The sequence below is a fragment of the Pseudoalteromonas sp. PAR1 genome (assembly GCF_947311895.1).
Taxonomy (GTDB): domain Bacteria; phylum Pseudomonadota; class Gammaproteobacteria; order Enterobacterales; family Alteromonadaceae; genus Pseudoalteromonas; species Pseudoalteromonas lipolytica_C.
Genome location: NZ_CAMZMY010000016.1, coordinates 68031 through 90135, shown reverse-complemented (window position 1 = coordinate 90135; position 22105 = coordinate 68031). Strand labels below are relative to the sequence as shown.

The window sequence follows — 22105 nt, the reverse complement described above, 5'->3', positions numbered from 1 at the left end:
AAAATTAAGGCGCAATGATGCGAATACTAATATTTATATTGGCGCTAATGAGCGCCTTTTTTGTTTCTGCTGACGATTTAGACTTAGTTCCTGCAAAGTCTATATATATAAAAGGTTCCTGTACTTACAATTATAAGCTTATAGGTCAGGATGTTTCTCTTTCTGAATGTGGCGATTTGGTTATCCCTTATGTAAATTTTGATATATTTGTGTATTCAAATCCATCACTTGATGCAAGCAATTCATTGACATTTGATAGGACAAATACCAACACTGGAGAAACTACATCAGGACATAGTACTGCTGGTCGGTATAATCCATCTGAAACAGATTATGTGTGCCCTCCTGATGGGAATCCGCTTTATACCCAGAAAGTTGGCGAGAACCAATGCGGAAAACCTCGAGACTGCCCAGCGGGTTATCACTCTAAAAAAGTATCCCAGCAACTTGGTTCCTCTGAATGCGTACCAAAAGAATGTCCTCCAGCTGGTAGTAGTGAAAGTTTATTTTCTTCACCAACAATTGGTGGTGCGCCTTTCGATGGTGGTGGTCTTTATTGCAATGATGGCTGCGCTTATAACGTTAACGCATCACAAATTTCATTAGCTAAATTTGCAATGGGTGTCAGTCAAGGTGTGGCCTGTGGTGATAAACCTTATGACAATAAAAAATTAGCAGATGATGCTGATGCAGATAAATGCACTACTTCTACAGATGGAAGTGTGAACGTTTTACAATGTCCTGACCATCATCAACCAGACCCTGAAGATGACCCTTTAGATAATTCAGATTCTAAAGTAGATGATTCAAAAACCCCTGATAAATCTAAAGAAACATGTGCCGAAGGTGACACCAGTTGTAACCTTAAAAATGTAGAAACTGAAATCGAAAACAGTATTAACAACCTGATTGATAATGACAAAGAACTACATAACAAAAAAATAGATGCTGATACAAAAAATGCTAAAGCCTTTTTAAATGTTATGGAAAGTATCGATACAGCCATTCTCCTACAAACCAGCCAAGATGAACGTTTACATGCTGTAACGGTCGGTAAATTCAATGAGTTAATTGATGCTGTTAATGGTATTGAAACTGGCGGTGGCGGCGGTGGTGGTAATGGTACTGGTAACGGCAATATAGGCGGTCAAGATTGTGAAGGTACTATAGAAGAATGTGCGGGTATTGGCTCTGGTGATGGTGTCGAACTTCCCCAAGAAACAAGAAACTTAGAGCAGTATGCACAGAAATATAATAACTGGCTACCAAGTGCTGAGTTACCACCTGAAAAATGTATCACACTAACGAACGGTAAATCGCTGTGTTTTAGTTTTGAGTATTTCATTGTTTTCTTCCAAGCAATCTCTGGGTTAATCGTACTTAGCTCTTTAATTCATAGCGCTTCAATAATTGTGAGGTCAGTATAATGCCGTTTCTAATTCAAGCTTTTTTTACCGCACTTGCAACCCTACTCCCTAGCCTCGTTTCTAAGGTTCTTGTTGGTCTTGGCTTTGGATATGTTACCTACGAGCTAGGCTCTTTTGGCATCGATTACATATTTAATTTGATAGTAACTAATGCGGCCACCTTACCAATTGAAGTAATTGCCGTTTTTAACTATGCAAAATTAGATCAAGCAATCGGCTTTATGCTTGGTGCTTATGCAGCTGCACTCACTATTCGTGGTTTAACGTCGGGCGGCTCAGTAACTAAGATGAAATTAGGAGCACCTAACCAATGATTTATTTACGAACAGGTGTGCCAGGTGCAGGCAAAACGTTAAATACACTTAAAGAAATTTGCCAAGACCCTTCTGTAACGCAAAAAGAAAAATTCTATAACAACATTAAGTGTTTTCTGCTTGATTTAGATTTTTTGAATAGTTTTGCAGGTTGGTTCTATGGTTCGTTCTATCCAACAGTCCAACAAACCAAAAAAGGATCGCGTTATTCTAAGATAATTAAAAAAGCCCATGAGCAAGATAGATTAATCGAGTTAACTGACGTTCCTTGGTTAGCACCGTCTTTTAAACAATATGATGAGCAGGCTGCAATTTCTCTTTTCGTTAATTGGTGTCGTCGTTGTTACCCAAAACAAAACTTATCAGGGCTAAACACTTATATAGAAGAAGCTGAACAACCAACTATTGAATCGATAAAACTACTTAACTACCACTGGACGAAAGTAGACGACCCGACCCAATGGTATGATTTACCTAATGGCTCGATTAGTGTGTTTGATGAATGTCAGGATTACTTTTCACCAATGGCCAATAGTGCAAAGCGCCCTATTCACTACACGAAGTTTCAAACGCATAGACATTCAGGTGTTGATATTCACCTAATAACCCAGCATTACACATTTTTAGATAACGTTATCCAGAAGTGCACTAACTCACACATTCATTATTTTAGGCCAATGGGCGGGTCTGCAATTACGCGCTTTCAAAGAGATAAACAATTCAATACCGATTACAAAGGCGATTTAGATAAATGTGCATCTAAGCTAATGCGCCGTGATGCTAACTTTTACGGTGTCTATTGGTCTGCTGATGAACACACAGCAAAGTTTAAACTACCGCCGAAGGCGGGTTTATTTCTTCTTGCTATACCATTATTTATTTATGTCTTTTATAGCTTGCTCGGCAGTCTAGGACTTACTGACTCTGACGAACCTGACACGGCCAGTACACCAGAAGCAAAAACAGTCGAAGTAAAACAACAACCAATAGTAAAACCAAAATTAGATTTAACGTATAAGCCACAGAAGTTTGAACATCCATTAAATGAAATATGTGATGACTATGAATATGGTGGATATGTTCTAAAGAAAAAAAACGGTGTAGTGACTGTAGAGCATTACATTAACTGCGTTACTGGTAAGAACGTTGAAAGACAAAACACAACTATTTTAGGTAATGATGAAAATCAAACCGAGAAATCAGAAGTTATTAATGAGCCTGAAGTAATAACACTTAGCTCGAACTACTTAGAAAAAATCGGTTACTCAATTTACCTAACAGAAGATTTACCAATCTTAAAATTTTCTGACAAAAACATTTTCCTAAGACAGTTTTAACTAAGCAACACAAAGGCAGAAAGGCGAGCTTCGAGCCTCTGCCTTGTGTGCTTAAAACAATGCATTATTTCATTCACGTTAAAACAACCCATTTCCCCTGCTTCTTCATTTCTCTGAGGATGGCGTAGCCATGTTATACATTCCAGAAAATCAACATTTCATCGAGAATCCGTTTCCATTTTACATACAGTTTATTAGGGTCGGGTATCAATTCAGTGAGAAAGCCAATCGCACTCACTGCCCTAGTCTGTTTTCAATAAAAGTTGATTGCCTTCTGATAAACCTAGCTGAGTTAAGGACGGCACAGCAGCCAAGGGAAACACCCTCCCCCCATATACTAATAGGGGGGGAGCGAAACCACTTACACCGATACCGAGTGTGCATTGTGATTTTTAATAAAGGAGTAAATCACAATGGGCAACTTTAAATTGCAGTTCGTTACGCTATTCGGATATGACTATGCAAAAGGAGCTAAAGAACTCGGAGTAAGTGAACGTCAAGTAAGGAGATATGTAAAAGCGAATAAAGCCAGCAAACCTGTCGAAAAACTGATTTGGATAATGTATCGCGGCTACTTACCAGATACTGGCCCGTGGGCAGAATGCAGTATTTCATATCACAACAACGTTATGACTACACCGTGGGGTAAGGTAAAACCATCTGACGTACAATTTGTGCATCGTTACAAATGGTCAGCTAAGGAACATGAGAGTATGTACAAAAAACTTAAATCTGAAACAAAAGTCCAAGACAAATATTTATTTGATCTTCAGGAACAATTATTAGATATTGTAGGTGAAATATCGAGAAAAACAGCTACTTAAACCAATACATGCTTACTTAATCCTCAGATAGAGCCTATGCCAATTTTTAACTTCAAAAATGAATACGATGATGTATTAGAGTATATGAAATCAAATGATTTTTATTTTGAGAATGTTACTTTTCTTGAATCGTTTGATTTTATTCCTAGCAACTTAGAACAAAATTTAACTTTTAAAAATTGTTCATTTAAAACTAAAGAGTTAGATTTGGGTGATGAAGAAAAAATCTCATCTGAATTTAAAAGAAGAGATATATATTTTAATACTTGTTCTTTTCGTTCTGTTCGTTTCAGAGACTTATCAAAAATAAATGATGTTACTTTTTCATCATCTAAAATTATAGAGTTAAATATAGGGTATGGCTCTAAACTGCCATCCACACTTGATATCGTGGGAGATAATGCAGTAGTGAACACTTTACGCATTATTGACACACATTTAAATACGAAAATTATTTTGAGGCTTCAACGTTTAGACTACCTAGAAATTTCTCGTGTTCATAACTCAGGTTTTTTAAGTGTCGTTTCCTATACTGGAACTAGAATTTTATACATAGAAGAATTTCTCAATTTTGATTATTTTGAGATGGATGGAATGAAAAATAAATCTAAGCTATCTGGTCGATTCTATATGGGTCACAATAGTTTTGGAAATGCTAACTTTAACGAATCAGATTTTTCATCTTATAATAGGTTTATTTATCTGAATAATAACATTTCAGAGCTAACCTGTACCGACTCAAAATGGAAATCTAATAACCTAAACATGACAAACAGTGAGGTATTAGAGTATTTTAGAGATATAAAGAATCTTCTTACTAATGGTTCTGCAGAATATCAAAAGTTTAACAGGTCATTTTTAGACAGTTTATTTAAGTACTCGAATTACCAAGATAAGATGATCTTAATATTTAGTAAGCTCATTTCAAATCATTGCACTAGTTGGTTGTTACCTATAATTTGGCTCTTTATTATAAATGTACTAACAATTCATTTCATGAATTTGTCACTTTCTAATAAATTAGTAACCTTTCAAGACATTACTGTATTGTTGAACCCCTTACATCTCAATAAGCATTATTCTTTATGGGGACAACTGGAGAGTCAGATAACGAATCAATTTGTATTAATAGACATCATATCAAGAGCTTTCAATGCTGCTGTAATTTACCATTTAGTTAAAACCTTTAGAAGATTTCATACAAGCTAACGTCAAACTGTCAAACCTGACAATCACGTTAAACACTTAATAAAAAAGGGCTTTTAGCCCTTTTCTTCATTGTTACGTACCGTAATTTATGGGATGTTATTGATGTTTTAATTTTTAAGTATAATTATTCCATCAACCAAGCAATCAACATCATCTACATTTTTAATGTGTTGATCATTTCATCTGTGTTCATAGATGAAATATCTATGTTTTTATCAACCCTTTAAAAACTAAATTTTAAGCAATCTATTATCTCGCATAAGTTAAGGTAAGAATGCCTTTGCTGTTTATTACACTGTATTGAGTTTTTTAAAGCAATACAGCTTTAAAAATGCTACAAAAATAGCGCTAAATGTCAGCGACGCTTTCAAGATTTCACCAATCCTTTTAAATGATTTCTTATAAAAATCATGATAGCAATGTATAAACAAAGATCAAATCCAAAATAAATACTATAAGAAAGTTCATATTTTATAAATTTCCAAACTTTTATATTTCTGATTTATCACCCTGCTTTTAAAGTTTTATTGATTTTAATACTTGCTATAAATAAAAGTATATATATGCGATTTCTAAGATATTTCAGATTTTCTAATTTTCAGCGAATACCCATTAAAAACTCAGCCTTTTGCTTTTAATATGTATTACAACCTTAATCTCGATTTTATAAATATTACTATCCATTTTTTAGTATTTTCAACAGGAGCTCATATGAGAAAAATTTTCTTACTAATTCTAATTGCTTTTGGAGCTTGGGCATTCTATGCAAATAATTACGGGGAAACTTCTGCTGTCGACACAATACAGCAGCAAATCATTGAGCCAATTCAAAATAAATATACGCATAAAAGACAAACTGATATTTCACAAGAACCTATCTATGCATGTGATGGAAGGAAATACTGCAGTCAAATGAACTCTCTAGAAGAAGCTGTTTTTTTTATGCGTAACTGCCCTGATACAAATTTAGATAAAAATTTTGATGGCATTCCATGTCAGGATGAACCAAGGTTACATAACCGCTAGTATTTAAATATAATTAATCTTGCTACACCAACGGCTCTTGTTGGTGTAGTTAAATAACCATCTCCGAGCATTTAAATTCTAGTCATTTAATCTACCAAAAATTCCAGAATCCAATGTTAAATAAAGCTAAAATTTACTTAAACACGCTTGACACCTTTGATTTAAGTAAATCACTTTTCAATTTGTAATTTTTTTAATGTTGTGTGATTTATATTAATCTAAATAATTCAACAAATGAGAAATTTCCTACTTCTTTCGAATCAATTTACCGCTACATTATGTAATTAAATTCAACAACTTGCTTTAAATTGAGTTTTTAGTAATTAATTAAAATCTCAAATCTTAGTGTAGTTTCTTGTACAAATACCTCCTCTATTTCTGATTTGGGTAATTTAAACGTGAAAATTGATAAAACAAACAATAAAGAAGTTAAATTTTCAGATTCTGACATTTTGCTTTCAACTACCGATTTAGATAGTTACATAACATATGCAAACCAAGAGTTTTGTAATATTTCAGGTTTTACATTAGCTGAAATGGTTAATCAGCCCCATAACCTAGTACGCCACAGCGACATGCCTAAACTTGCATTTGCTGATTTATGGCAACACCTACATAACGGTAGATCTTGGATGGGCCCTGTTAAGAATCGCTGTAAAGATGGTAATTACTATTGGGTTAATGCATTTGTTACCCCCATCAAAGACGCGAGCGGCCAAACTGTAGAATACCAATCTGTACGTACAAAACTTAATGATGATGTTTTAGCTAGAGCAACTGAAGAATACGAAAAGATTAATAAGGTTTCTAACTCAAAAGCACTGAAACAGCCTTTTGATTCAACTTTATATTTATCATGGTCTTTATTTTTAACTTTAATTCTTTCTTTTGTGCTTTTATTTACAAGTGGGTTTTCTGCAGTATCTTTATTATTACTTTGCAGTTTAGTTTCAATAAATCTAGGTTTGTTTTTTTGGCGAATGAAATATAAAGCGCTCATACAAAAAGCAAAAAGTATTTACGATAACCCTCTCATGGCTTATTTATATTCTGGTAGTAATGATGAAATTGGTTTTTTACACTTAGCTCTTGAAATGCAACAAGCAAAGTTAAAAGCTGTTGTTGGTCGAGTTAACGATGTGACCATGGGTGTAAATAACAATGCCCAGCAATGCGCTGATTCTGGGTTAGCTGTAACAGAACTTTTGACCAAACAAACTGATGAAGTTGCGCAAATTGTTGTTGCTACAGAGCAAATGACTGCTTCAATCAATGAACTTTCATCGAGTACTTCAGCGTCTACTCAAGCTGCGAAGCATCTAAAAAATCAACAGAACAAGGAGTAACTTCTGTTCACCAAACTATTGATTCAATTAGTGAATTAGACAAAAAATTACACATTGCAAGTGAACAAGTGGTCGACCTTATTGAGGGAAATAAACATATTGTTGCAATTTTGAATGAGATTAATGCAATTGCTGATCAAACAAATTTATTAGCACTTAATGCAGCAATAGAAGCAGCAAGAGCAGGTGAACATGGACGCGGGTTTGCTGTTGTCGCAGGTGAAGTACGTGCCCTTGCCTATCGGACTCAACAATCAACAGAAGAAATTAAAACTGTCCTCAATCATTTAACTGAGGCTTCGCAACAAGCACAGCATGCGATGTCTGATGGCCTTGCTTTGTCAGCTAAAAGTGTTGAACTTGCTCATCAAAGTGGTGAGAGCTTAGAGCATATCAAAGCACAATCAGTGAAACTGAGTGAACTTAACAGCATTATTGCACACGCAATGACTGAGCAACTAACAGCAAGTCAGCTGATTGCAACAAACATAACCTCAGCACAAGAATTTACTCTTGAATGCACTGAGCTTGGCCATACTTCGCAACAACTCTGTGCAGCATTATTGAACAAGGTTAATGAACAAACAGCGCTAGTTAATCAGTTTAAGTAATAATTTGAATTTTTGGCTCTATAGGGTGCTCACAAAGCTTAACGAAGGCTTCGCCAAGGCGCTCTGTTTCGCTGAGCACTTGTCGCCAGTATTTAATACGTGTGTCAGCATCGAGTTCGGTGAAGTCAGTTCTATCGGGGATCTTGCCATAAGGTAATGACGCAATAAACTCAGCTGATGGGGTGATCATAACTACTTTGTCATAGTTTTTTGGTGTAATTCCGCGCTTTAAACTTTTATCAAACCACCCTGCTTTTGGTTTGTTATTAAAGTGCGGATACAAGATAAGCCCATCATTATGAATATTTAAATCAAAGTGATAATCGATGATACCACCATCACGATACATCCCTGGTGGTGTTCCTGTTATATTTTTAATACCTTGCATCACTAACGGAATAGAGCCTGAAGCAAGTAAAGCATCTGCTAAATTATCTTCGTTTAGCTCAATAGTATGGGTATTGAAGGTATTGTTATCTGAAAATGATAACTGGCTATCTGAAGGTTGAAACACATAACGCTCATACTGTTTGTTTAAAAAGCGTCTGTTTAACCTATTTGCTAAGTAACTTTTAGATAAACCCATTAACTGCATCAGTTTGTTTTCTGAGGCTACAAACCCATTCGATTTTGCAACAATAAAGTGGGCTTTAAAAACGGGGTTATCTATGATTTCTTGAATGCCGTTTTCAGCAAAAACAGTGCTTAATAACTCTCGTGCTTTTGTCGTTATTTCTTCAGGCTTTGCTTTATTTGATGAATAACGTGTTTCAGAGTATGACTTTGCTAATCGCGATATTGCTGCAACGGGGTCATTTTGAGCAAAACACGCAGCTCTAAATGCGCCAGCGCTTGACCCTAATAAGTTTAATGTTGTGTTTCGCTCTTTAAAAAACTCACCAAACAAATATTTATCAAGACCAAATAATGTAAACCATTTTGGACCACCACTCGCCCCTAAAAATGTGCTAAATAGGTCTGGTGTCATTCCTTGTTCTTTAATCGCTTTTGCTGCGCTTGGGCCTACGTAAATATCTATCATGTGCAACTGCTTTTTGGTTATTGTTATCGGTTATTTTCGCCAAATGCCCAGTTCCGTTTGTCCTTGTACTTTTACTTTATCAGAATCAAAACTAGGCTCTTGTCCTGCTTCTCGTTGACTATGGTAGTCTTTAGTAACAGATAAGATAGTTGGCGTTAAGCGTATGATAGCGATAACGTTCACCACTGTCATTAGGCCAAGTGCTATATCAGCGAGATCCCATACTTGTTTAATGGTCGCCGAGGCGCCCCAAATCATCATTGATAAATATAAACTGGTATAAATACCTCGACCAAGTTTATTATCTAGCTTAAATAAATGCAGGTTACTCTCTGCATAGGCATAGTTTGCAACCACTGAAGTAAACGCAAATAAACAAATCGCAGCCGCTACAAAGTAAATGCCACCAGCGGCCATGTGTGCTGTCATCGCAGATTGAGTTAAACGTATTCCTTCCATTTCGCCGCTTATATCAATATCAGCTAATAGAATAATGACGGCTGTACAACTACACAGCACAATAGTGTCGAAAAACACCCCTAGCATTTGAATGTAGCCTTGAGTGACCGGGTGATTGGGTACTGGTGATGCACAGCCTGATGCGTGTGGCACACTACCGGCACCCGCTTCATTCGAATAAAGCCCGCGCTGAATACCGTTTTTAATTGCTGCGCCCATAGCTCCTGCGCCTGCTTCTTGTAAGCCAAAAGCCGACAGTAAAATATCTTCAATCATGGCAGGGACTTTGCCGATATTTAGTAAAGTAATTATGATGGCGGCTAGAACAAATAAAATCCCCATCACTGGCACGATACGTTCAGCAAAACGGGCTATAGCTTTAAAGCCACCTAAAATAATTGAGCCTGCCAGTATTGTGATCACAATACCTGAATACAATGTTGGAATTTCGAATGCGTAATTGAGGGCATCAGTTATGGTATTTGTTTGCATGGCACTAAAGGTAAAGCCATAACCAAGAAACAGGCAAAAAGCAAAACACACCGCCAGTGCTCTGCTGCCTAGCCCTTGCTGGATATAATAAGCAGGCCCACCCCTAAACTCACCGTTGGCATCCCTGACTTTATACACTTGCCCGAGTACGCTTTCTGCAAAGCCAGTAGCCATGCCCAAAATGGCAATGACCCACATCCAAAATATTGCGCCACTGCCACCTAACGAAATTGCTACGGCAACGCCTGCAAGGTTTCCTGTGCCTACTCGTGCAGAAAGGCCAGTACATAAAGCTTGAAATGAACTGATTGAGTTTTTATCGGTGCTGCTACTCGACTTTAACAAGCTAAACATATGGCGAAACTTAACCAATTGAATTGCTTTTAAGCGTACCGAAAACCAAATTCCAGCAAACAGTAGAATATAAATAAGAATTTGGCCTTCTCCCCAGAGAAGACCATTTATTGTCGATACCGCAGTGTTAAACATGGCAAGCCTTTATTGTTCTTTTAGATAAAAAATCACAAAAAGTGAATAGCTAACCACTTTAACTTTATTTACGAATATCTCAAGTAGGCAATGGGATTAATTAACTGTGCATGCTACCGACTAATTTAGCAGTTGCTGCTGTAAAAAGGCACGACCTGCCGCTAAGCCTAATTTGTGATCAAAGCGCAGATCTGAATCTGTACTACCCAGCAACTTACTGCGTAGTTTATCACCTGCAAAAATTTGCGTGATCCGCGCATCACTTGGTGGGTTAGCGATAAAGTCGAGTTCGTCTTGATAAGCTTGTTCATGCTGAACTAAGTAATCGATTGTTTTAGGGCAATAGCCAGAAACGCGAACAAATGATTTAAATTTATTCACCCACTCCGACTGAATTTGAAAATCTTGGTCAACGGTACGAATTACTACAATGTCCCGTGCACCACGATTATAAGCTTCTTTAACTGGCAAAGGTGCTGCTAAGCCGCCATCTAAATACATATCATGAACTAAATCAGTATTCGAACTTTGAATAATAGCATCATTAGCCGCTTTGGTTGTCATCCAAGGCGTTAAGTTCACACCATCTTTATACAAAAACGGTAAAGCGCTTGATGCCTTTAACAGTGCTAACCATTGCGTATCTTCTCCATTTGGGCTCAAGTAATACGGTTTACGATCTGCTGCATTTGTGGTTGTGATCAATAGTTCGCGATTACCTAAACTTTGAGTCGCGGTTTTAAAATCAAGGGCACGGTTTACTTCTTTGGTTTTTTCAAAATACCAATCAAGATCAACGATGCTTTTTCCGATAAGACCTCGGCCAAGTTGAAAGAAACGCTTATGGCGCGAAAGACCTCTAATTAAACGCTTTGCGTAGCCCTTTTGACGCGCTAAATAACTCGTTAAATTTTGTGAACCAGCTGATGTACCAATGAATAAATCGAATGGATCGTAATTATTTTCTAACCATGCATCGAGTACACCTGCGGTAAAAATCCCACGTTGCCCACCACCCTCAGCGATTAATGCTGTTTTTGTTTGTGGCTCTACTGCGGCAATTGTTTGAGATTTCACGGTGCACCTTCCTAGGGTTATGATTAATAAATGTATTGTATTAAGTTAAATTCAATCCTTAAAACGGAATAATTAAATTACTTCAATCTAAAAAACCGTTTATTAAATAAGTAACAAGTTTTTTAAAGGCGCGTAATCGACTAATCACGCGCTCAAGTAGTGCAATAGCTGTTTATTTCATAATACTTGCTAGTATTTCCAGCGCATGCTGCCTGTCACTCAATTCATACAGGTCATTAGTAAAAATGAACTCATCAACCTGTAGCGTTTGTTTAATCATACTCAACTTATGCTTAACGCTCGCTTGACCGCCAACAACTGAAAGCCCTAAAAAGCTCTCTACTTGCATTTTTTCTTGTGCTGTCCATAACCCTTCCATAGTTTGAACTGGCTCTTTTAGCCAAAGTGGCTTGCCACGCATAAGTGCCAAAATACGTTGTTTTGCTGTGGTTGCTAAAAACTGTGCTTGTTCGTCTGTGTCTGCTGCAACAACAGGTAAGCCAAGCATCACATATGGCTTATCTAACACGTCAGATGGTTGAAATTCTCTGCGATATAATGCAATGGCATCTTCAACAAAGCGCGGTGCAAAATGCCCTGCAAATGCATATGGCAAGCCTTTTTTAGCTGCAAGCTGTGCACTATAAAGGCTTGAGCCTAGTAACCAGATTGGTACATTAGTGTCTTCACCTGGGATTGCGCGTACTGGAGAGTCACCTTTATATGGGCCAAGTAAACCTTGCAGCTCTGTCACTTCATTTGCAAAGTGTTCTGCCCTTTGCTCGTCTCTGCGCAGTGCGCGGCTGGTAATTGGATCACTACCAGGAGCACGGCCTAGACCTAAATCAATCCTTCCCGGATATAAGCTTTCAAGGGTGCCAAATTGCTCAGCAACCACCAGCGGTGGATGGTTAGGTAGCATCACCCCACCCGCACCTACGCGGATATTCTGAGTTTTACCTGCTATATGGCCGATCAGTACTGAGGTGGCTGCACACACAATACCACGCATATTATGGTGCTCTGCCATCCAAAACCGATTAAAGCCAAGCTTATCAGCTGTTTGCGCATAGGTAACACTGTTAGCGAGTGTTTGCGAAACTGTTTCGTGCTCTTTCATTGGGCTTAATTCAAGCAATGAAAAAGGTGTATTTGTAAGGTCTGACATTCGCTCTCCAAAATTTAACTCTTTATAATTAGTTAATGAGAGCGAATGGCTATTTTTCAAATGCTAATTAGGCACGGCTTTGTTGCTGTTTTTCCACCTTTAGGCCATCAGCATCAATACCATGCTTCCAATAGGCCGATGCAACAATGTGTTCATGGTCAATCGCAAAACTGCTTGTTACTAAACGGCGAATTGCTTTTACCAAGTTTGCTTCTAGTGCCATAAACACCATAGGTTGCGTGTTATAGCCAGCACATAAGCGTGTTACTTGGTCGAGTAGATCGGTTTCTGGCTCATCTGTAACTAGCCATTCAACACTATGTTGGCTGTGTGCTTTAATTTGCTCAAGTTCAATGATGTCGGCTTTATCCGCAACATGAATAATGACATCGACAGTGGCATCTTGCGGCAGCGCTTGTAAATAGCCATTGATTGCATTTACAGAGGTTAAATCTGCCAGCATTAAATAATGTGTTTGCGTGAAGTCTGTGAGTTTTTTAGGGCCCGGGCCTGCTATACCTACCTCGTCGCCAACTCTCGCATTTTGTGCCCAGTTAGTTGCCACACCTTGATGTTGGTTAACCACAAAGTCGAGGGTAATTGCACCGTTAGCAGGGTTAATTTCGCGAATCGTGTAAGAGCGCATTAATGCTGGGTGTTCAGCGTGTAAATCAAGTTCAACCTTAGATTCACCGGCATGAGGAAGTAGTACCTTTACGTACGCACCTTTTGCGTCTTGTGGAAAATCGGCAAACTCGTCTGAGCCAACGACAATTCTTTGTAGATGCGGGGAAATACGTGTAGTACTTATTACGTTTGCACGACGAACTTTTCTAGCCATGTTGGTCTCCTAGCTGGTTAAATTGCACAACGCCCCAATAGTTGATATAGTCAACTATACGCTTTTGATTGACTTTGTCAACTAACTCCGCCAACTGAACTTAGGTGAACCATGCCACAAACCTCGCTTTCTTCTGCTTTATTTACACTGGCACAAAGTTATCGCGTCACTGTACGCGAAGCCATTAACGCCAACGAGCTTGGTCTTAATGCGCTGCATGTACGCTGTTTACATATCATTTCCGAAACACAGCACTGTACCGCGAATGATATTGTTACCAAAACAGGACGTGATAAAGCACAAATAGCACGCTTAGTAAAAGAGCTTATAAAACTTGAACTGGTTTCTAAATGTGCTGACGAAAATGATAAGCGCTGTTTAATTTTATCGTTTACTGAACAAGGTAACGTTCTGTTCTCGCGCTTAGAAGTCGCTGAGCAAGAGGTTGATGCCAAACTTTGCCAAGGCTTAACTGATCAGCAAGTACGTGATTTTATCGCTATTGCCACAACCATGATCGAAAATATCAATCACAACACGCCGTGATCTTATTGGCAAGATAACCACAAACCACTATACTGTACAAACATACAGTATAGTGGTTTTGTTATGCGCGTTATTCCTATTTATATCGAAGCTGGCGTGTGTGGTTTTGAATCACCAGCAGCACAATACAAAGAGCTTGGCCTATCATTAGATCAGCTGTTGATTAAACACCCTGATGCAACCTTTATTGGTATTGCCTCTGGCGAATCAATGCAAGGTGTGGGGATTTTTGATGGTGACTTATTACTGGTTGATCGCGCCGAAGACGTTAAAAATGGCGATGTCATCGTGGCGAATCTAAATGGTTTATTTGTTTGTAAACTACTAGATAAACACAATGCACAGTTATTATCAGCCTCGCCTAAATACCCTGCAGTGCAACTACGTCAATCTGATGAATTTCAATTAGAAGGCGTGGTCACCCGCTCAATTCGCTTACATCGCAGTAGTAAAGAGCTATTAGCATGTACGCCTTAGTCGATGCGGTGGCCTTTTATGCCAGTGCCGAAAAAGTATTTGATCCAGCTATTCGCAGTAAACCTGTAGTGGTACTCACCAACAATGATGGCTGTATTTGTGCTGTGTGTCCTATTGCACGAAAGCTAGCTATTCCAAAGTTTCAGCCCTATTTTCAGGTAAAACAATTACTCGAAGATAACCAAGTGGTGATCCGCTCATCTAACTATGAGCTGTATGCGGATTTAAGCGAACGGATGATGAACGTGATTGGCCGCTTTTGCGATAATCAGCACATATACTCTATTGATGAGTCGTTTTTAAACTTTACAGGTTTCAACAAGCTTGTTAATGATTGGCATAGTTATGGTCATCATATTCGCCGTACCGTATGGCGCGAAACAAAACTGCCTGTTGGAGTGGGTTTTGGCCCAACGGCAACCCTTGCTAAAGCCGCCAATCATGCAGCAAAAAAACTATCGGGCTTTGATGGCGTAGCAGTGATTGATTCAGAAGCGTCACGAATAGCCATTTTAAAAGCCATGGATGTACAAGATGTTTGGGGGGTTGGTCGACGCTTAGCTAAAAAGCTCAAAGCGATGAATATCAATACTGCTTTTGATTTAGCCGAACAAGAGCCTCGAAAAATGAAACGCCTGTTCAGTATTGTACTCGAGCGTACAGTAAACGAGTTACGTGGTAAAAGCTGTTTAGCATGGGATGACGTGCGCCAAGATAAAAAAGAGATATTTTCGACCCGTAGTTTTGGGGAACGTATCACCGATGCCACAGCGCTAAAAACCGCACTTATTAATCACGCCGTTATTGTTGCCCGTAAGTTACGCACACAAGGGTCACTCACACAACGTTTATTAATGTTTGTCGCCAGCTCACCTCATCAAGATGGCTATTATAAAAAGTCCTATATTTATGAGTTTAGTGTTGCCACAGCCGACAGCCGTGTATTTGCTAACGCTATCAGCGAAGTCTTTAAACACTTATATAAACCCGGCGTACCCTTTTACAAATGTGGTATCGGTGCGCTAGAGTTATCGAGCCAAATGTTTCAGCAGCCTGATTTATTTCAAGCACCTATCGATAACCCAAGCCTAATGAAATGTTTAGACAAAATAAATGCTCGTTACGGTGTTGGGACGCTTGCCCTTGCAAGCGAAACCACAACCACTCGTTGGCATATGAAGCGAGAGTATTTATCACCGCACTACACTACTCGCTGGCATAACCTACCAAAAATACACTGCTAAAAGTAATGGAAAAGCTGCAATTTAAATTGCTGTTCAGAACGCTGCCAATCTTGATAAATAGCTGAGCTTCTAAGCCCCCAATTCTGAGCCAACGCTATTTGCCAATGAGCAGAAAACGTTAGCTGATAATCAACACTTGGTTCATTCATCAGCCAAAAAGCCTGACCACTCAAAGCAAGCTTTTGTGAATCGGTAACTTGCCAAATAACACCTGCTTCGCTTCCTAGCCCAAACGACACAGAATCTATCAAATCACCTGATTGAACAACTGATGAGCCAAGCAAATAGCTTTGCAAGTGTGATGCATCACCAAAAGACTTGCCATAGCCCCCTTGTAAAAACAAACGACCTTCTCGCTTCGTCTGTGTTGGTTGACGGTCAAACCCAGCACGAACATTCCATGACCAAGAATTAAATAAGCCATTGTCAGGTGCTAATGACATTGCATCAATTAAAAGCAAACGCTCGAGATGAAGATTCTCGTTACTATCTTGGTTTACCTCTAAGTCAAAAAAACTAATTTGCGCACCAGGAATAAAACCACCGGGATTATCAAGTAAATCATGATAAGCAACACGATATGTTAAACCGAACCGACTAGCGGTATGCTCATAATCATTAAATATTACACCAACACGACTAGAGCCATGACCATTATCAGGACTCACTCGAGGCTTTGGCGCAGGCTTGAAAGGCGAAACTACATGGAATTGACTGCGTTGATGCAACAGCTTTGTTAATCGAGGAGCAATTGCATCACGTGCTAATCCTTGATCATAGTATTGGTAATTTAACCACTCATACGCCATCTCAAGGACAGGCACAGCCTGCTCAGGTGCGAGCGATAATTCATCTAACGCTACTCCATCACGCAGTAAACGAGCAAGGTAAACCTGCTGCTCTGTGAGTTGGCTTTCATAATTGATCAATTTCGTGCCCGATGCAGCACGGTATCGAGGCGGCTGTAATAATCCATGTTGCTTAAGAGCTGCAACCGTATCTGATGGGATCGCATGCGAAGAAAATGGAGCAGTTAAAGATAAATTATCTCGTGCAAGTTGCAGTAATGCTAACAGCTGATACGAGCAGTTTTCATCAACAAAAAAATAATCAAACGTGGCCCACTGCATTTCCCATAAATGTAATAACACACGCTGAATTTCTTGATCAGATAATGAGAGTTTATATTCCCATATATCACGAGATTCTAAGTCATTATATTCACGGACTTTGCGATAATACGGCATTAAAGTGAACTTACCTGGATATTGACCAATAATACCTTTTAAAGCATATAAAGCGGCATTATCAGTAACATCAGGCTCTGCAGCAAAGTTAACAGCAAAAGCGATGAGCTCTCTACTGCGGGTTTGGTCCTTCGCATCAATACGTAATAGAGTATGACCAAACATCGAGGACGGATCATTCATAAACGCGGTCGGGAAGACTAGAGTCATACCTTTTGGGTTGATAAGCTGTTGCCATGTTTCAATTTCAGGGCAAGAAAGTGCAGGCCAATTTGTAAAGAAATGTTCTTTTAGCCAGTTATAGCGAGCAGGAAAACGGCACTTTGCTTGGTTATCATCATCGCTTTTAAACGCCGCTATGGTCGCTAAAAGCTCTGCATGAGGGTCTGTTTTTCCCACCTCAGAAAAGAAAAATTCTGAGCTATCCACTTCACTTTCATACATAGAAAAAAAAGGCTGATTATAATGACCCAGCTTAAGCCAATAAGGATGGTGAGCTATTTCGAGTGTCGGTGTTGTTGAATATGCTAAACAGCTGAATAACAAACAAGAAGAAAGTAAAATACCACGCATAATAGAATAAAAGCCCATTAAGGGCTTTATATTTAAAAAGTACACGCTAGATTAAGATAGTGTGTAAGTAGCAAGTTGCGCATCGCTAGCAACAAGCGTATTAAGGTTCTCTAAAACTAATTGAGATGTCACATTTTCTGATGTGAATACGTTAGTAAACTGTGTCTGTACTAACTTATTAAATGCTGCTTTATCTTGCGCTTGAACGCCCCATACTTCAGCCAGCGTATCAAGTGTTTCACCTTCGCCACGTGACATATCACGTGCAAGTTGTTCCATATTGCCATCAATGAATGTCGCAACCTTAGTTGAAGCTGTCACTGTACCATTACCGTTACAGCCTAAAGTACCAAATGTAATACCAAATGTTTGGTTACCTGAAATACCATTTGTCGTTGCACCAAGAACTTTAACAACTTTACCTTGTTGACCAGCAAATAACATTGAACCTAAACCACAACCGATGTCTTGATCAGCCATTGCATTTGAAAGTGGAAGTAGAGAAAGTGCAGAAATAGCAATAATTTTTTTCATATCCTGAATCCTTTAAGATAAATCGTTATTCGAATTAATAACGCATTATTAGCTTAGCTAGATTCAGATTAAGGACAAACTCTTTTTTAAAAAAAAGTAAAATTAGTTACATTAAATGTTCAAAAATCAACCAATCTAGCATTTAATAGACTACACAAGTCATGGGGCTTAAGCGCAATTTCAAGGCCTCGCTTACCGGCTGAGACATAGATAGTATCGAAATTTATTGCAGATTGATGAATAAAAGTAGGTAAACGCTTCTTTTGGCCAAGCGGACTGACTCCCCCCAAAATATAACCAGTTGTGTTTTCTACTTTCTGCTGAGGGGCCATAGTTACTTTCTTTACTTTTGCTGCCTTAGCAAGCATCTTCATATTTACCTGTTGACTCACAGGGACTACTGCAACCAAAAGCTGTTGTTCGGCATTTTCAAGGACTAAAGTTTTAAACACTTGCTCAGCGGGCAAGTTAAGCTTTTCAACCGCTTCAAGGCCAAATTGGGTATGTGCAGGATCGTGATGATAACTCAGCACATCATAAAAAATACCTTTGTTTTTTAATAAATTGATTGCAGGTGTCATTAAAAGTTCCTTTAACAATAAAGCGCCTGAACTTTATCAAAGCTTTGGGCACTTGGCATAGTAAGAAAATACAGGCTTTGCATAGTAAATATCCCGAAAAACCACACTGATAAGCTACACTTAAAGTATGAGCAATTGATAAAGCGTGGCAACTATGTCAAAACACATTAGTCTCTATTTGGCGAAACAATGTTTTATCATCATCACACTCTTGTATTCAATTAATTTTGTTTGCAATGAATACATAGCATGGACCGCGTTTATAGATTGCCAAAGTAAATGCAAAACACTAGGAATAGAAAAAGGTCAGATCCAAGAAACAACCTTTAAGGACGATGTCATATTATGCCGATGCCTAGCTGAAAATGATTACTACGTAGTACTAAACTGAATCTGAAAATACCCACTAGGAATTAAAAAAATATAACGTATTATGAATTCAGTATTAGTTAAGGAAAGGAAACTACATGTTTTTAGACTACTTTGCACTAGCCATGCTAGTGTTTGTGACCGTCGTAATATTTTATGGTGTGATAGCCATTCACGATATTCCCTACGAAATTGCCAAAAAACGTAATCACCCCCACCAAGATGCCATCCATTATGCAGGCTGGGTTAGCCTATTTACCCTACACGTACTATGGCCATTTTTATGGGTTTGGGCCACCTTGTGGCGTGATGACCGCGGCTGGGGTTTTAACCAAATTCAAAAGGAACAAGAAGACTTAGCTGAGAAAGTGGCTAGCCTGACAGCCACAGTGGCAGCACTACAAGCACAAATTAATGCTCAATCGAATAATAAAGAGAAATAGAATATGGATTTGTTATTAATACTTACATATACAGCATTGTGCATTGGCATCTTCAAACTCTTTAAAATCCCCCTTAACAAATGGACAGTACCAACCGCTGTTCTTGGTGGTGTAGTACTGATCGGCGCATTAATTCTATTAATGAACTATAACCACCCACATTCAAATATGGCGAGTAGTGCGTATGTTACAACGCCGATTGTGCCAAATGTGCGTGGTACAGTAGAAGAAGTTGCGGTAAAGCCGAATCAACCAGTTAAAAAGGGCGACTTATTGTTTCGCCTAGACGACACCTTATATCGAGCAAAACTAAATCAAGCTATTGCAGCTTTACAAGATGCAAAACAATCGGTACTTGGTTTAGAAGCTGCCTATAAATCAGCACAAGCCAGTGCGCTGATGGCTAAAGCTGAATATGACCGTAGTAAGAAAGAATACGAACGCTATGAAAAAGGCGCAAAAAGCGGCGCCTATTCAAAAGGTCAAGTTGATAATAAATTAGGGGTGTATTTAGCGGCAAAAGCAAGTTACGAAGCAGCACAAGCCGAAGAGTTACGTCAGAAACTAGCATTTGAGTCAGAAATTAACGGCGAACAAACAAAAATAGCCGCCGCTCGCGCTAATTTAGAGCAAGCCCAATTTAACTTAGACAGCACTAGTGTGCATGCACCCACCGACGGCTATGTCACACAACTGACATTACGTCCGGGGATGATTGCCGTGCCTATGCCACTGCGACCAGTAATGACCTTTGTGCATAAAGAAGACACTGTTTATGTTGCGGCATTTCGACAAAATTCATTATTAAGACTCGAACCTGGTTATAAAGCTGACTTTATCTTTAAAGCAATTCCAGGCAAAACCTTCGCTGGCGAAGTAATCGATGTGTTACCCGCAATTGGTGAGGGACAAGTACAAGCACAAGGCACACTGATGGGCACTGAATTTTTTGCCCGTCAAGGCCGCGCAATTGTTACTTTAAAAATCACTGACGACATGAGTGAATATCATCTGCCACAAGGAACAAGCACTGAAGTAGCTGTTTATTCAGAACATTTTGAACATGTTTCTGTGATGCGTAAGGTGTTGATCAGAATGAAAAGCTGGCAAAACTACTTATTCTTAGATCACTAAACTCAAAATTGAAGCGTAAAAAAAGGCGCTGATTAGCGCCTTTTTACTATCTAACTCAAGTTACTTAACTAGGAGTTACTTAGTTAGATCATCGAAGAATTTCTTCACACCGTCAAAGAAACCTTTTTCTTTTGGACGGTTTTTAGAGCCATCTTTACCCATGCTTTGCTCAAGCTCTTCAAGCAATTCACGTTGACGGTCATTTAAGTTCACCGGTGTTTCAATAACCACTTTACAGATTAAGTCGCCTTGTGCGCCGCTACGAACAGACTTAACGCCTTTACCACGCATACGGAACATTTTGCCTGTTTGGCTTTCTGAAGGGATCTTCAGTTTTGCGCGACCATCCAAAGTTGGTACTTCAATTTCGCCACCCAGTGCAGCTGTTGTAAAGCCAATAGGTACTTCACAGTACAGATTGTTACCATCACGTTGGAAGATTGGGTGCTCACGTACTGACACTTGTACATATAAGTCACCTGCCGGTGCGCCATGCATCCCCGCTTCACCTTCACCTGATAAGCGAATACGGTCACCTGTATCAACACCTGCTGGGATCTTAACTGATAAGGTCTTCGTTTTTTCTACGCGACCTTGACCATGACAGCTGTCACATGGGTCAGAAATAATTTGACCTGTGCCCTGACACGTAGGACATGTTTGCTGAACCGCGAAGAAACCTTGGCGCATTTGTACTTGGCCAGCACCGTGACACGTAGTACAGGTTTTTGGTTTAGAACCCGCTTTTGCACCGCTACCGTCACATGGTTTACAGCTAACCCAAGTTGGCACTTTAATTTCAACATCTTTACCACGAACCGCCTCTTCCAGGCTTAAGTCCATGTTGTAACGTAAGTCAGACCCACGTTGTTGGCGCGATTGTCGACGACCACCGCCACCAAAGATATCTCCAAACACATCACCAAAAATATCGCCAAAATCACCATGACCGCCGCCGAAGCCACCGCCATGACCACCACCACCTTGTTCAAAGGCTGCATGGCCGTATTGATCATACATCTGACGTTTTTGTGGATCAGTTAGTACTTCATAGGCATCTTTTACTTCCTTGAATTTAGTTTCAAGGTCTTTATCACCTGCGGTACGGTCTGGATGATATTTCATCGCTAAGCGCTTATACGCTTTTTTTATGTCTCGTTCGCTGGCATCTTTGCTCACGCCGAGAACTTCATAATAATCGCTTTTTGACATATCTATCACACTACTCTTTTTACTGCAGTTACACTGCGTAAGGTAAGTCGAACGACTTTACCGTTCATATACATGCAAAAGGC

At 39.1% G+C, this 22105-nt stretch carries 22 protein-coding genes; 13 read left to right on the top strand and 9 right to left on the bottom strand.

Features of this window, described 5'->3' with window-relative positions; genetic code table 11:
- Positions 1–17 precede the first annotated feature (17 nt).
- The 8 genes from QL229_RS14085 to QL229_RS14050 all read left to right on the top strand — a co-directional run bounded on the left by QL229_RS14085 (position 18) and on the right by QL229_RS14050 (position 8094).
- Positions 18–1427, top strand: coding sequence for a hypothetical protein (locus QL229_RS14085; protein WP_281547093.1), 1410 nt, complete (start codon positions 18–20; stop codon positions 1425–1427).
- Positions 1427–1741, top strand: a complete 315-nt coding sequence (locus tag QL229_RS14080) for a DUF2523 family protein (RefSeq protein ID WP_281547092.1) — start codon at positions 1427–1429, stop codon at positions 1739–1741. The genes QL229_RS14085 and QL229_RS14080 overlap by 1 nt, the downstream gene beginning before the upstream one ends.
- A complete protein-coding gene (locus QL229_RS14075; RefSeq protein WP_281547091.1) occupies positions 1738–3078 on the top strand; it encodes a zonular occludens toxin domain-containing protein in 1341 nt (446 codons plus the stop codon). Before QL229_RS14080 ends, QL229_RS14075 begins: the two co-directional genes overlap by 4 nt.
- Positions 3079–3491: 413 nt before the next feature.
- On the top strand, positions 3492–3902 hold the full coding sequence (locus QL229_RS14070) for a hypothetical protein (RefSeq protein WP_281547090.1): 411 nt from the start codon (positions 3492–3494) through the stop codon (positions 3900–3902).
- A gap of 36 nt (positions 3903–3938) precedes the next feature.
- The gene (locus tag QL229_RS14065) at positions 3939–5111 is read left to right on the top strand and encodes a hypothetical protein (protein ID WP_281547089.1); all 1173 of its coding nucleotides are present in this window, start codon (positions 3939–3941) and stop codon (positions 5109–5111) included.
- Between the two features lie 711 nt (positions 5112–5822).
- Positions 5823–6137: an excalibur calcium-binding domain-containing protein gene (locus QL229_RS14060; protein WP_212748187.1), complete on the top strand. Its 315-nt coding sequence runs from the start codon at positions 5823–5825 to the stop codon at positions 6135–6137.
- 398 nt (positions 6138–6535) lie between these two features.
- On the top strand, positions 6536–7483 hold the full coding sequence (locus tag QL229_RS14055) for a PAS domain-containing methyl-accepting chemotaxis protein (RefSeq protein ID WP_281547088.1): 948 nt from the start codon (positions 6536–6538) through the stop codon (positions 7481–7483).
- Complete coding sequence (locus QL229_RS14050; RefSeq protein ID WP_348649198.1) at positions 7420–8094, top strand: methyl-accepting chemotaxis protein; 675 nt, start codon at positions 7420–7422, stop codon at positions 8092–8094. Before QL229_RS14055 ends, QL229_RS14050 begins: the two co-directional genes overlap by 64 nt.
- On the opposite strand, the gene QL229_RS14045 is transcribed toward QL229_RS14050, so the two are convergent.
- The 5 genes from QL229_RS14045 to QL229_RS14025 all read right to left on the bottom strand — a co-directional run bounded on the left by QL229_RS14045 (position 8087) and on the right by QL229_RS14025 (position 13662).
- On the bottom strand, positions 8087–9136 hold the full coding sequence (locus QL229_RS14045; protein WP_138556538.1) for a patatin-like phospholipase family protein: 1050 nt from the start codon (positions 9134–9136) through the stop codon (positions 8087–8089). The two genes, QL229_RS14050 and QL229_RS14045, sit on opposite strands and share 8 nt — an antisense overlap.
- Before the next feature lie 30 nt (positions 9137–9166).
- Positions 9167–10576 (bottom strand): alanine/glycine:cation symporter family protein, encoded by a 1410-nt coding sequence (locus tag QL229_RS14040; RefSeq protein ID WP_138556539.1) that lies wholly within the window; start codon positions 10574–10576, stop codon positions 9167–9169.
- A gap of 120 nt (positions 10577–10696) precedes the next feature.
- A complete protein-coding gene (locus tag QL229_RS14035) occupies positions 10697–11653 on the bottom strand; it encodes a patatin family protein (protein ID WP_135926606.1) in 957 nt (318 codons plus the stop codon).
- Between the two features lie 172 nt (positions 11654–11825).
- Complete coding sequence (locus QL229_RS14030; protein WP_138556540.1) at positions 11826–12821, bottom strand: LLM class flavin-dependent oxidoreductase; 996 nt, start codon at positions 12819–12821, stop codon at positions 11826–11828.
- Between the two features lie 67 nt (positions 12822–12888).
- Entirely contained in the window at positions 12889–13662 is a 774-nt protein-coding gene (locus QL229_RS14025) for a siderophore-interacting protein (protein WP_138556541.1), read from the bottom strand.
- A 111-nt stretch (positions 13663–13773) separates the two neighbouring features.
- Here QL229_RS14025 and QL229_RS14020 point away from each other — a divergent pair, with 111 nt between their 5' ends.
- The 3 genes from QL229_RS14020 to QL229_RS14010 all read left to right on the top strand — a co-directional run bounded on the left by QL229_RS14020 (position 13774) and on the right by QL229_RS14010 (position 15929).
- Entirely contained in the window at positions 13774–14208 is a 435-nt protein-coding gene (locus QL229_RS14020) for a MarR family transcriptional regulator (protein ID WP_138556542.1), read from the top strand.
- Between the two features lie 63 nt (positions 14209–14271).
- Positions 14272–14685, top strand: coding sequence for a translesion error-prone DNA polymerase V autoproteolytic subunit (gene umuD / locus QL229_RS14015; protein ID WP_054552219.1), 414 nt, complete (start codon positions 14272–14274; stop codon positions 14683–14685).
- Complete coding sequence (locus QL229_RS14010; RefSeq protein ID WP_138556543.1) at positions 14673–15929, top strand: Y-family DNA polymerase; 1257 nt, start codon at positions 14673–14675, stop codon at positions 15927–15929. The genes umuD and QL229_RS14010 overlap by 13 nt, the downstream gene beginning before the upstream one ends.
- Here the strand turns inward: QL229_RS14010 and QL229_RS14005 are convergent.
- From QL229_RS14005 to ybaK, 3 genes are all read right to left on the bottom strand, one after another.
- Entirely contained in the window at positions 15926–17767 is a 1842-nt protein-coding gene (locus QL229_RS14005) for a DUF4105 domain-containing protein (protein ID WP_249930176.1), read from the bottom strand. The genes QL229_RS14010 and QL229_RS14005 overlap by 4 nt on opposite strands.
- 33 nt (positions 17768–17800) lie before the next feature.
- The gene (locus QL229_RS14000) at positions 17801–18283 is read right to left on the bottom strand and encodes a DUF3015 domain-containing protein (protein ID WP_135926601.1); all 483 of its coding nucleotides are present in this window, start codon (positions 18281–18283) and stop codon (positions 17801–17803) included.
- A gap of 119 nt (positions 18284–18402) precedes the next feature.
- Entirely contained in the window at positions 18403–18864 is a 462-nt protein-coding gene (gene ybaK / locus QL229_RS13995; RefSeq protein WP_135926600.1) for a Cys-tRNA(Pro) deacylase, read from the bottom strand.
- A gap of 467 nt (positions 18865–19331) precedes the next feature.
- On the opposite strand from ybaK, the gene QL229_RS13990 reads away from it, so the two are divergent.
- Positions 19332–19676 (top strand): DUF3302 domain-containing protein, encoded by a 345-nt coding sequence (locus QL229_RS13990; RefSeq protein ID WP_135926599.1) that lies wholly within the window; start codon positions 19332–19334, stop codon positions 19674–19676.
- Positions 19677–19679: 3 nt separating this feature from the next.
- Positions 19680–20810, top strand: coding sequence for an HlyD family secretion protein (locus QL229_RS13985; protein ID WP_138556544.1), 1131 nt, complete (start codon positions 19680–19682; stop codon positions 20808–20810).
- 75 nt (positions 20811–20885) lie between these two features.
- Here the strand turns inward: QL229_RS13985 and dnaJ are convergent, their stop codons facing one another.
- Entirely contained in the window at positions 20886–22022 is a 1137-nt protein-coding gene (dnaJ, locus tag QL229_RS13980) for a molecular chaperone DnaJ (protein WP_135926597.1), read from the bottom strand.
- Positions 22023–22105: the final 83 nt, after the last annotated feature.

Bases quoted from the DNA above. Each gene is read 5' to 3' on its own strand.
- QL229_RS14085 (WP_281547093.1), top strand. From the start codon at position 18: ATGCGAATACTAATATTTATATTGGCGCTAATGAGCGCCTTTTTTGTT.
- QL229_RS14080 (WP_281547092.1), top strand. From the start codon at position 1,427: ATGCCGTTTCTAATTCAAGCTTTTTTTACCGCACTTGCAACCCTACTC.
- QL229_RS14075 (WP_281547091.1), top strand. From the start codon at position 1,738: ATGATTTATTTACGAACAGGTGTGCCAGGTGCAGGCAAAACGTTAAAT.
- QL229_RS14070 (WP_281547090.1), top strand. From the start codon at position 3,492: ATGGGCAACTTTAAATTGCAGTTCGTTACGCTATTCGGATATGACTAT.
- QL229_RS14065 (WP_281547089.1), top strand. From the start codon at position 3,939: ATGCCAATTTTTAACTTCAAAAATGAATACGATGATGTATTAGAGTAT.
- QL229_RS14060 (WP_212748187.1), top strand. From the start codon at position 5,823: ATGAGAAAAATTTTCTTACTAATTCTAATTGCTTTTGGAGCTTGGGCA.
- QL229_RS14045 (WP_138556538.1), bottom strand. From the start codon at position 9,136: ATGATAGATATTTACGTAGGCCCAAGCGCAGCAAAAGCGATTAAAGAA.
- QL229_RS14040 (WP_138556539.1), bottom strand. From the start codon at position 10,576: ATGTTTAACACTGCGGTATCGACAATAAATGGTCTTCTCTGGGGAGAA.
- QL229_RS14030 (WP_138556540.1), bottom strand. From the start codon at position 12,821: ATGTCAGACCTTACAAATACACCTTTTTCATTGCTTGAATTAAGCCCA.
- QL229_RS14025 (WP_138556541.1), bottom strand. From the start codon at position 13,662: ATGGCTAGAAAAGTTCGTCGTGCAAACGTAATAAGTACTACACGTATT.
- QL229_RS14020 (WP_138556542.1), top strand. From the start codon at position 13,774: ATGCCACAAACCTCGCTTTCTTCTGCTTTATTTACACTGGCACAAAGT.
- umuD (WP_054552219.1), top strand. From the start codon at position 14,272: ATGCGCGTTATTCCTATTTATATCGAAGCTGGCGTGTGTGGTTTTGAA.
- QL229_RS14010 (WP_138556543.1), top strand. From the start codon at position 14,673: ATGTACGCCTTAGTCGATGCGGTGGCCTTTTATGCCAGTGCCGAAAAA.
- QL229_RS14005 (WP_249930176.1), bottom strand. From the start codon at position 17,767: ATGGGCTTTTATTCTATTATGCGTGGTATTTTACTTTCTTCTTGTTTG.
- QL229_RS14000 (WP_135926601.1), bottom strand. From the start codon at position 18,283: ATGAAAAAAATTATTGCTATTTCTGCACTTTCTCTACTTCCACTTTCA.
- ybaK (WP_135926600.1), bottom strand. From the start codon at position 18,864: ATGACACCTGCAATCAATTTATTAAAAAACAAAGGTATTTTTTATGAT.
- QL229_RS13990 (WP_135926599.1), top strand. From the start codon at position 19,332: ATGTTTTTAGACTACTTTGCACTAGCCATGCTAGTGTTTGTGACCGTC.
- QL229_RS13985 (WP_138556544.1), top strand. From the start codon at position 19,680: ATGGATTTGTTATTAATACTTACATATACAGCATTGTGCATTGGCATC.
- dnaJ (WP_135926597.1), bottom strand. From the start codon at position 22,022: ATGTCAAAAAGCGATTATTATGAAGTTCTCGGCGTGAGCAAAGATGCC.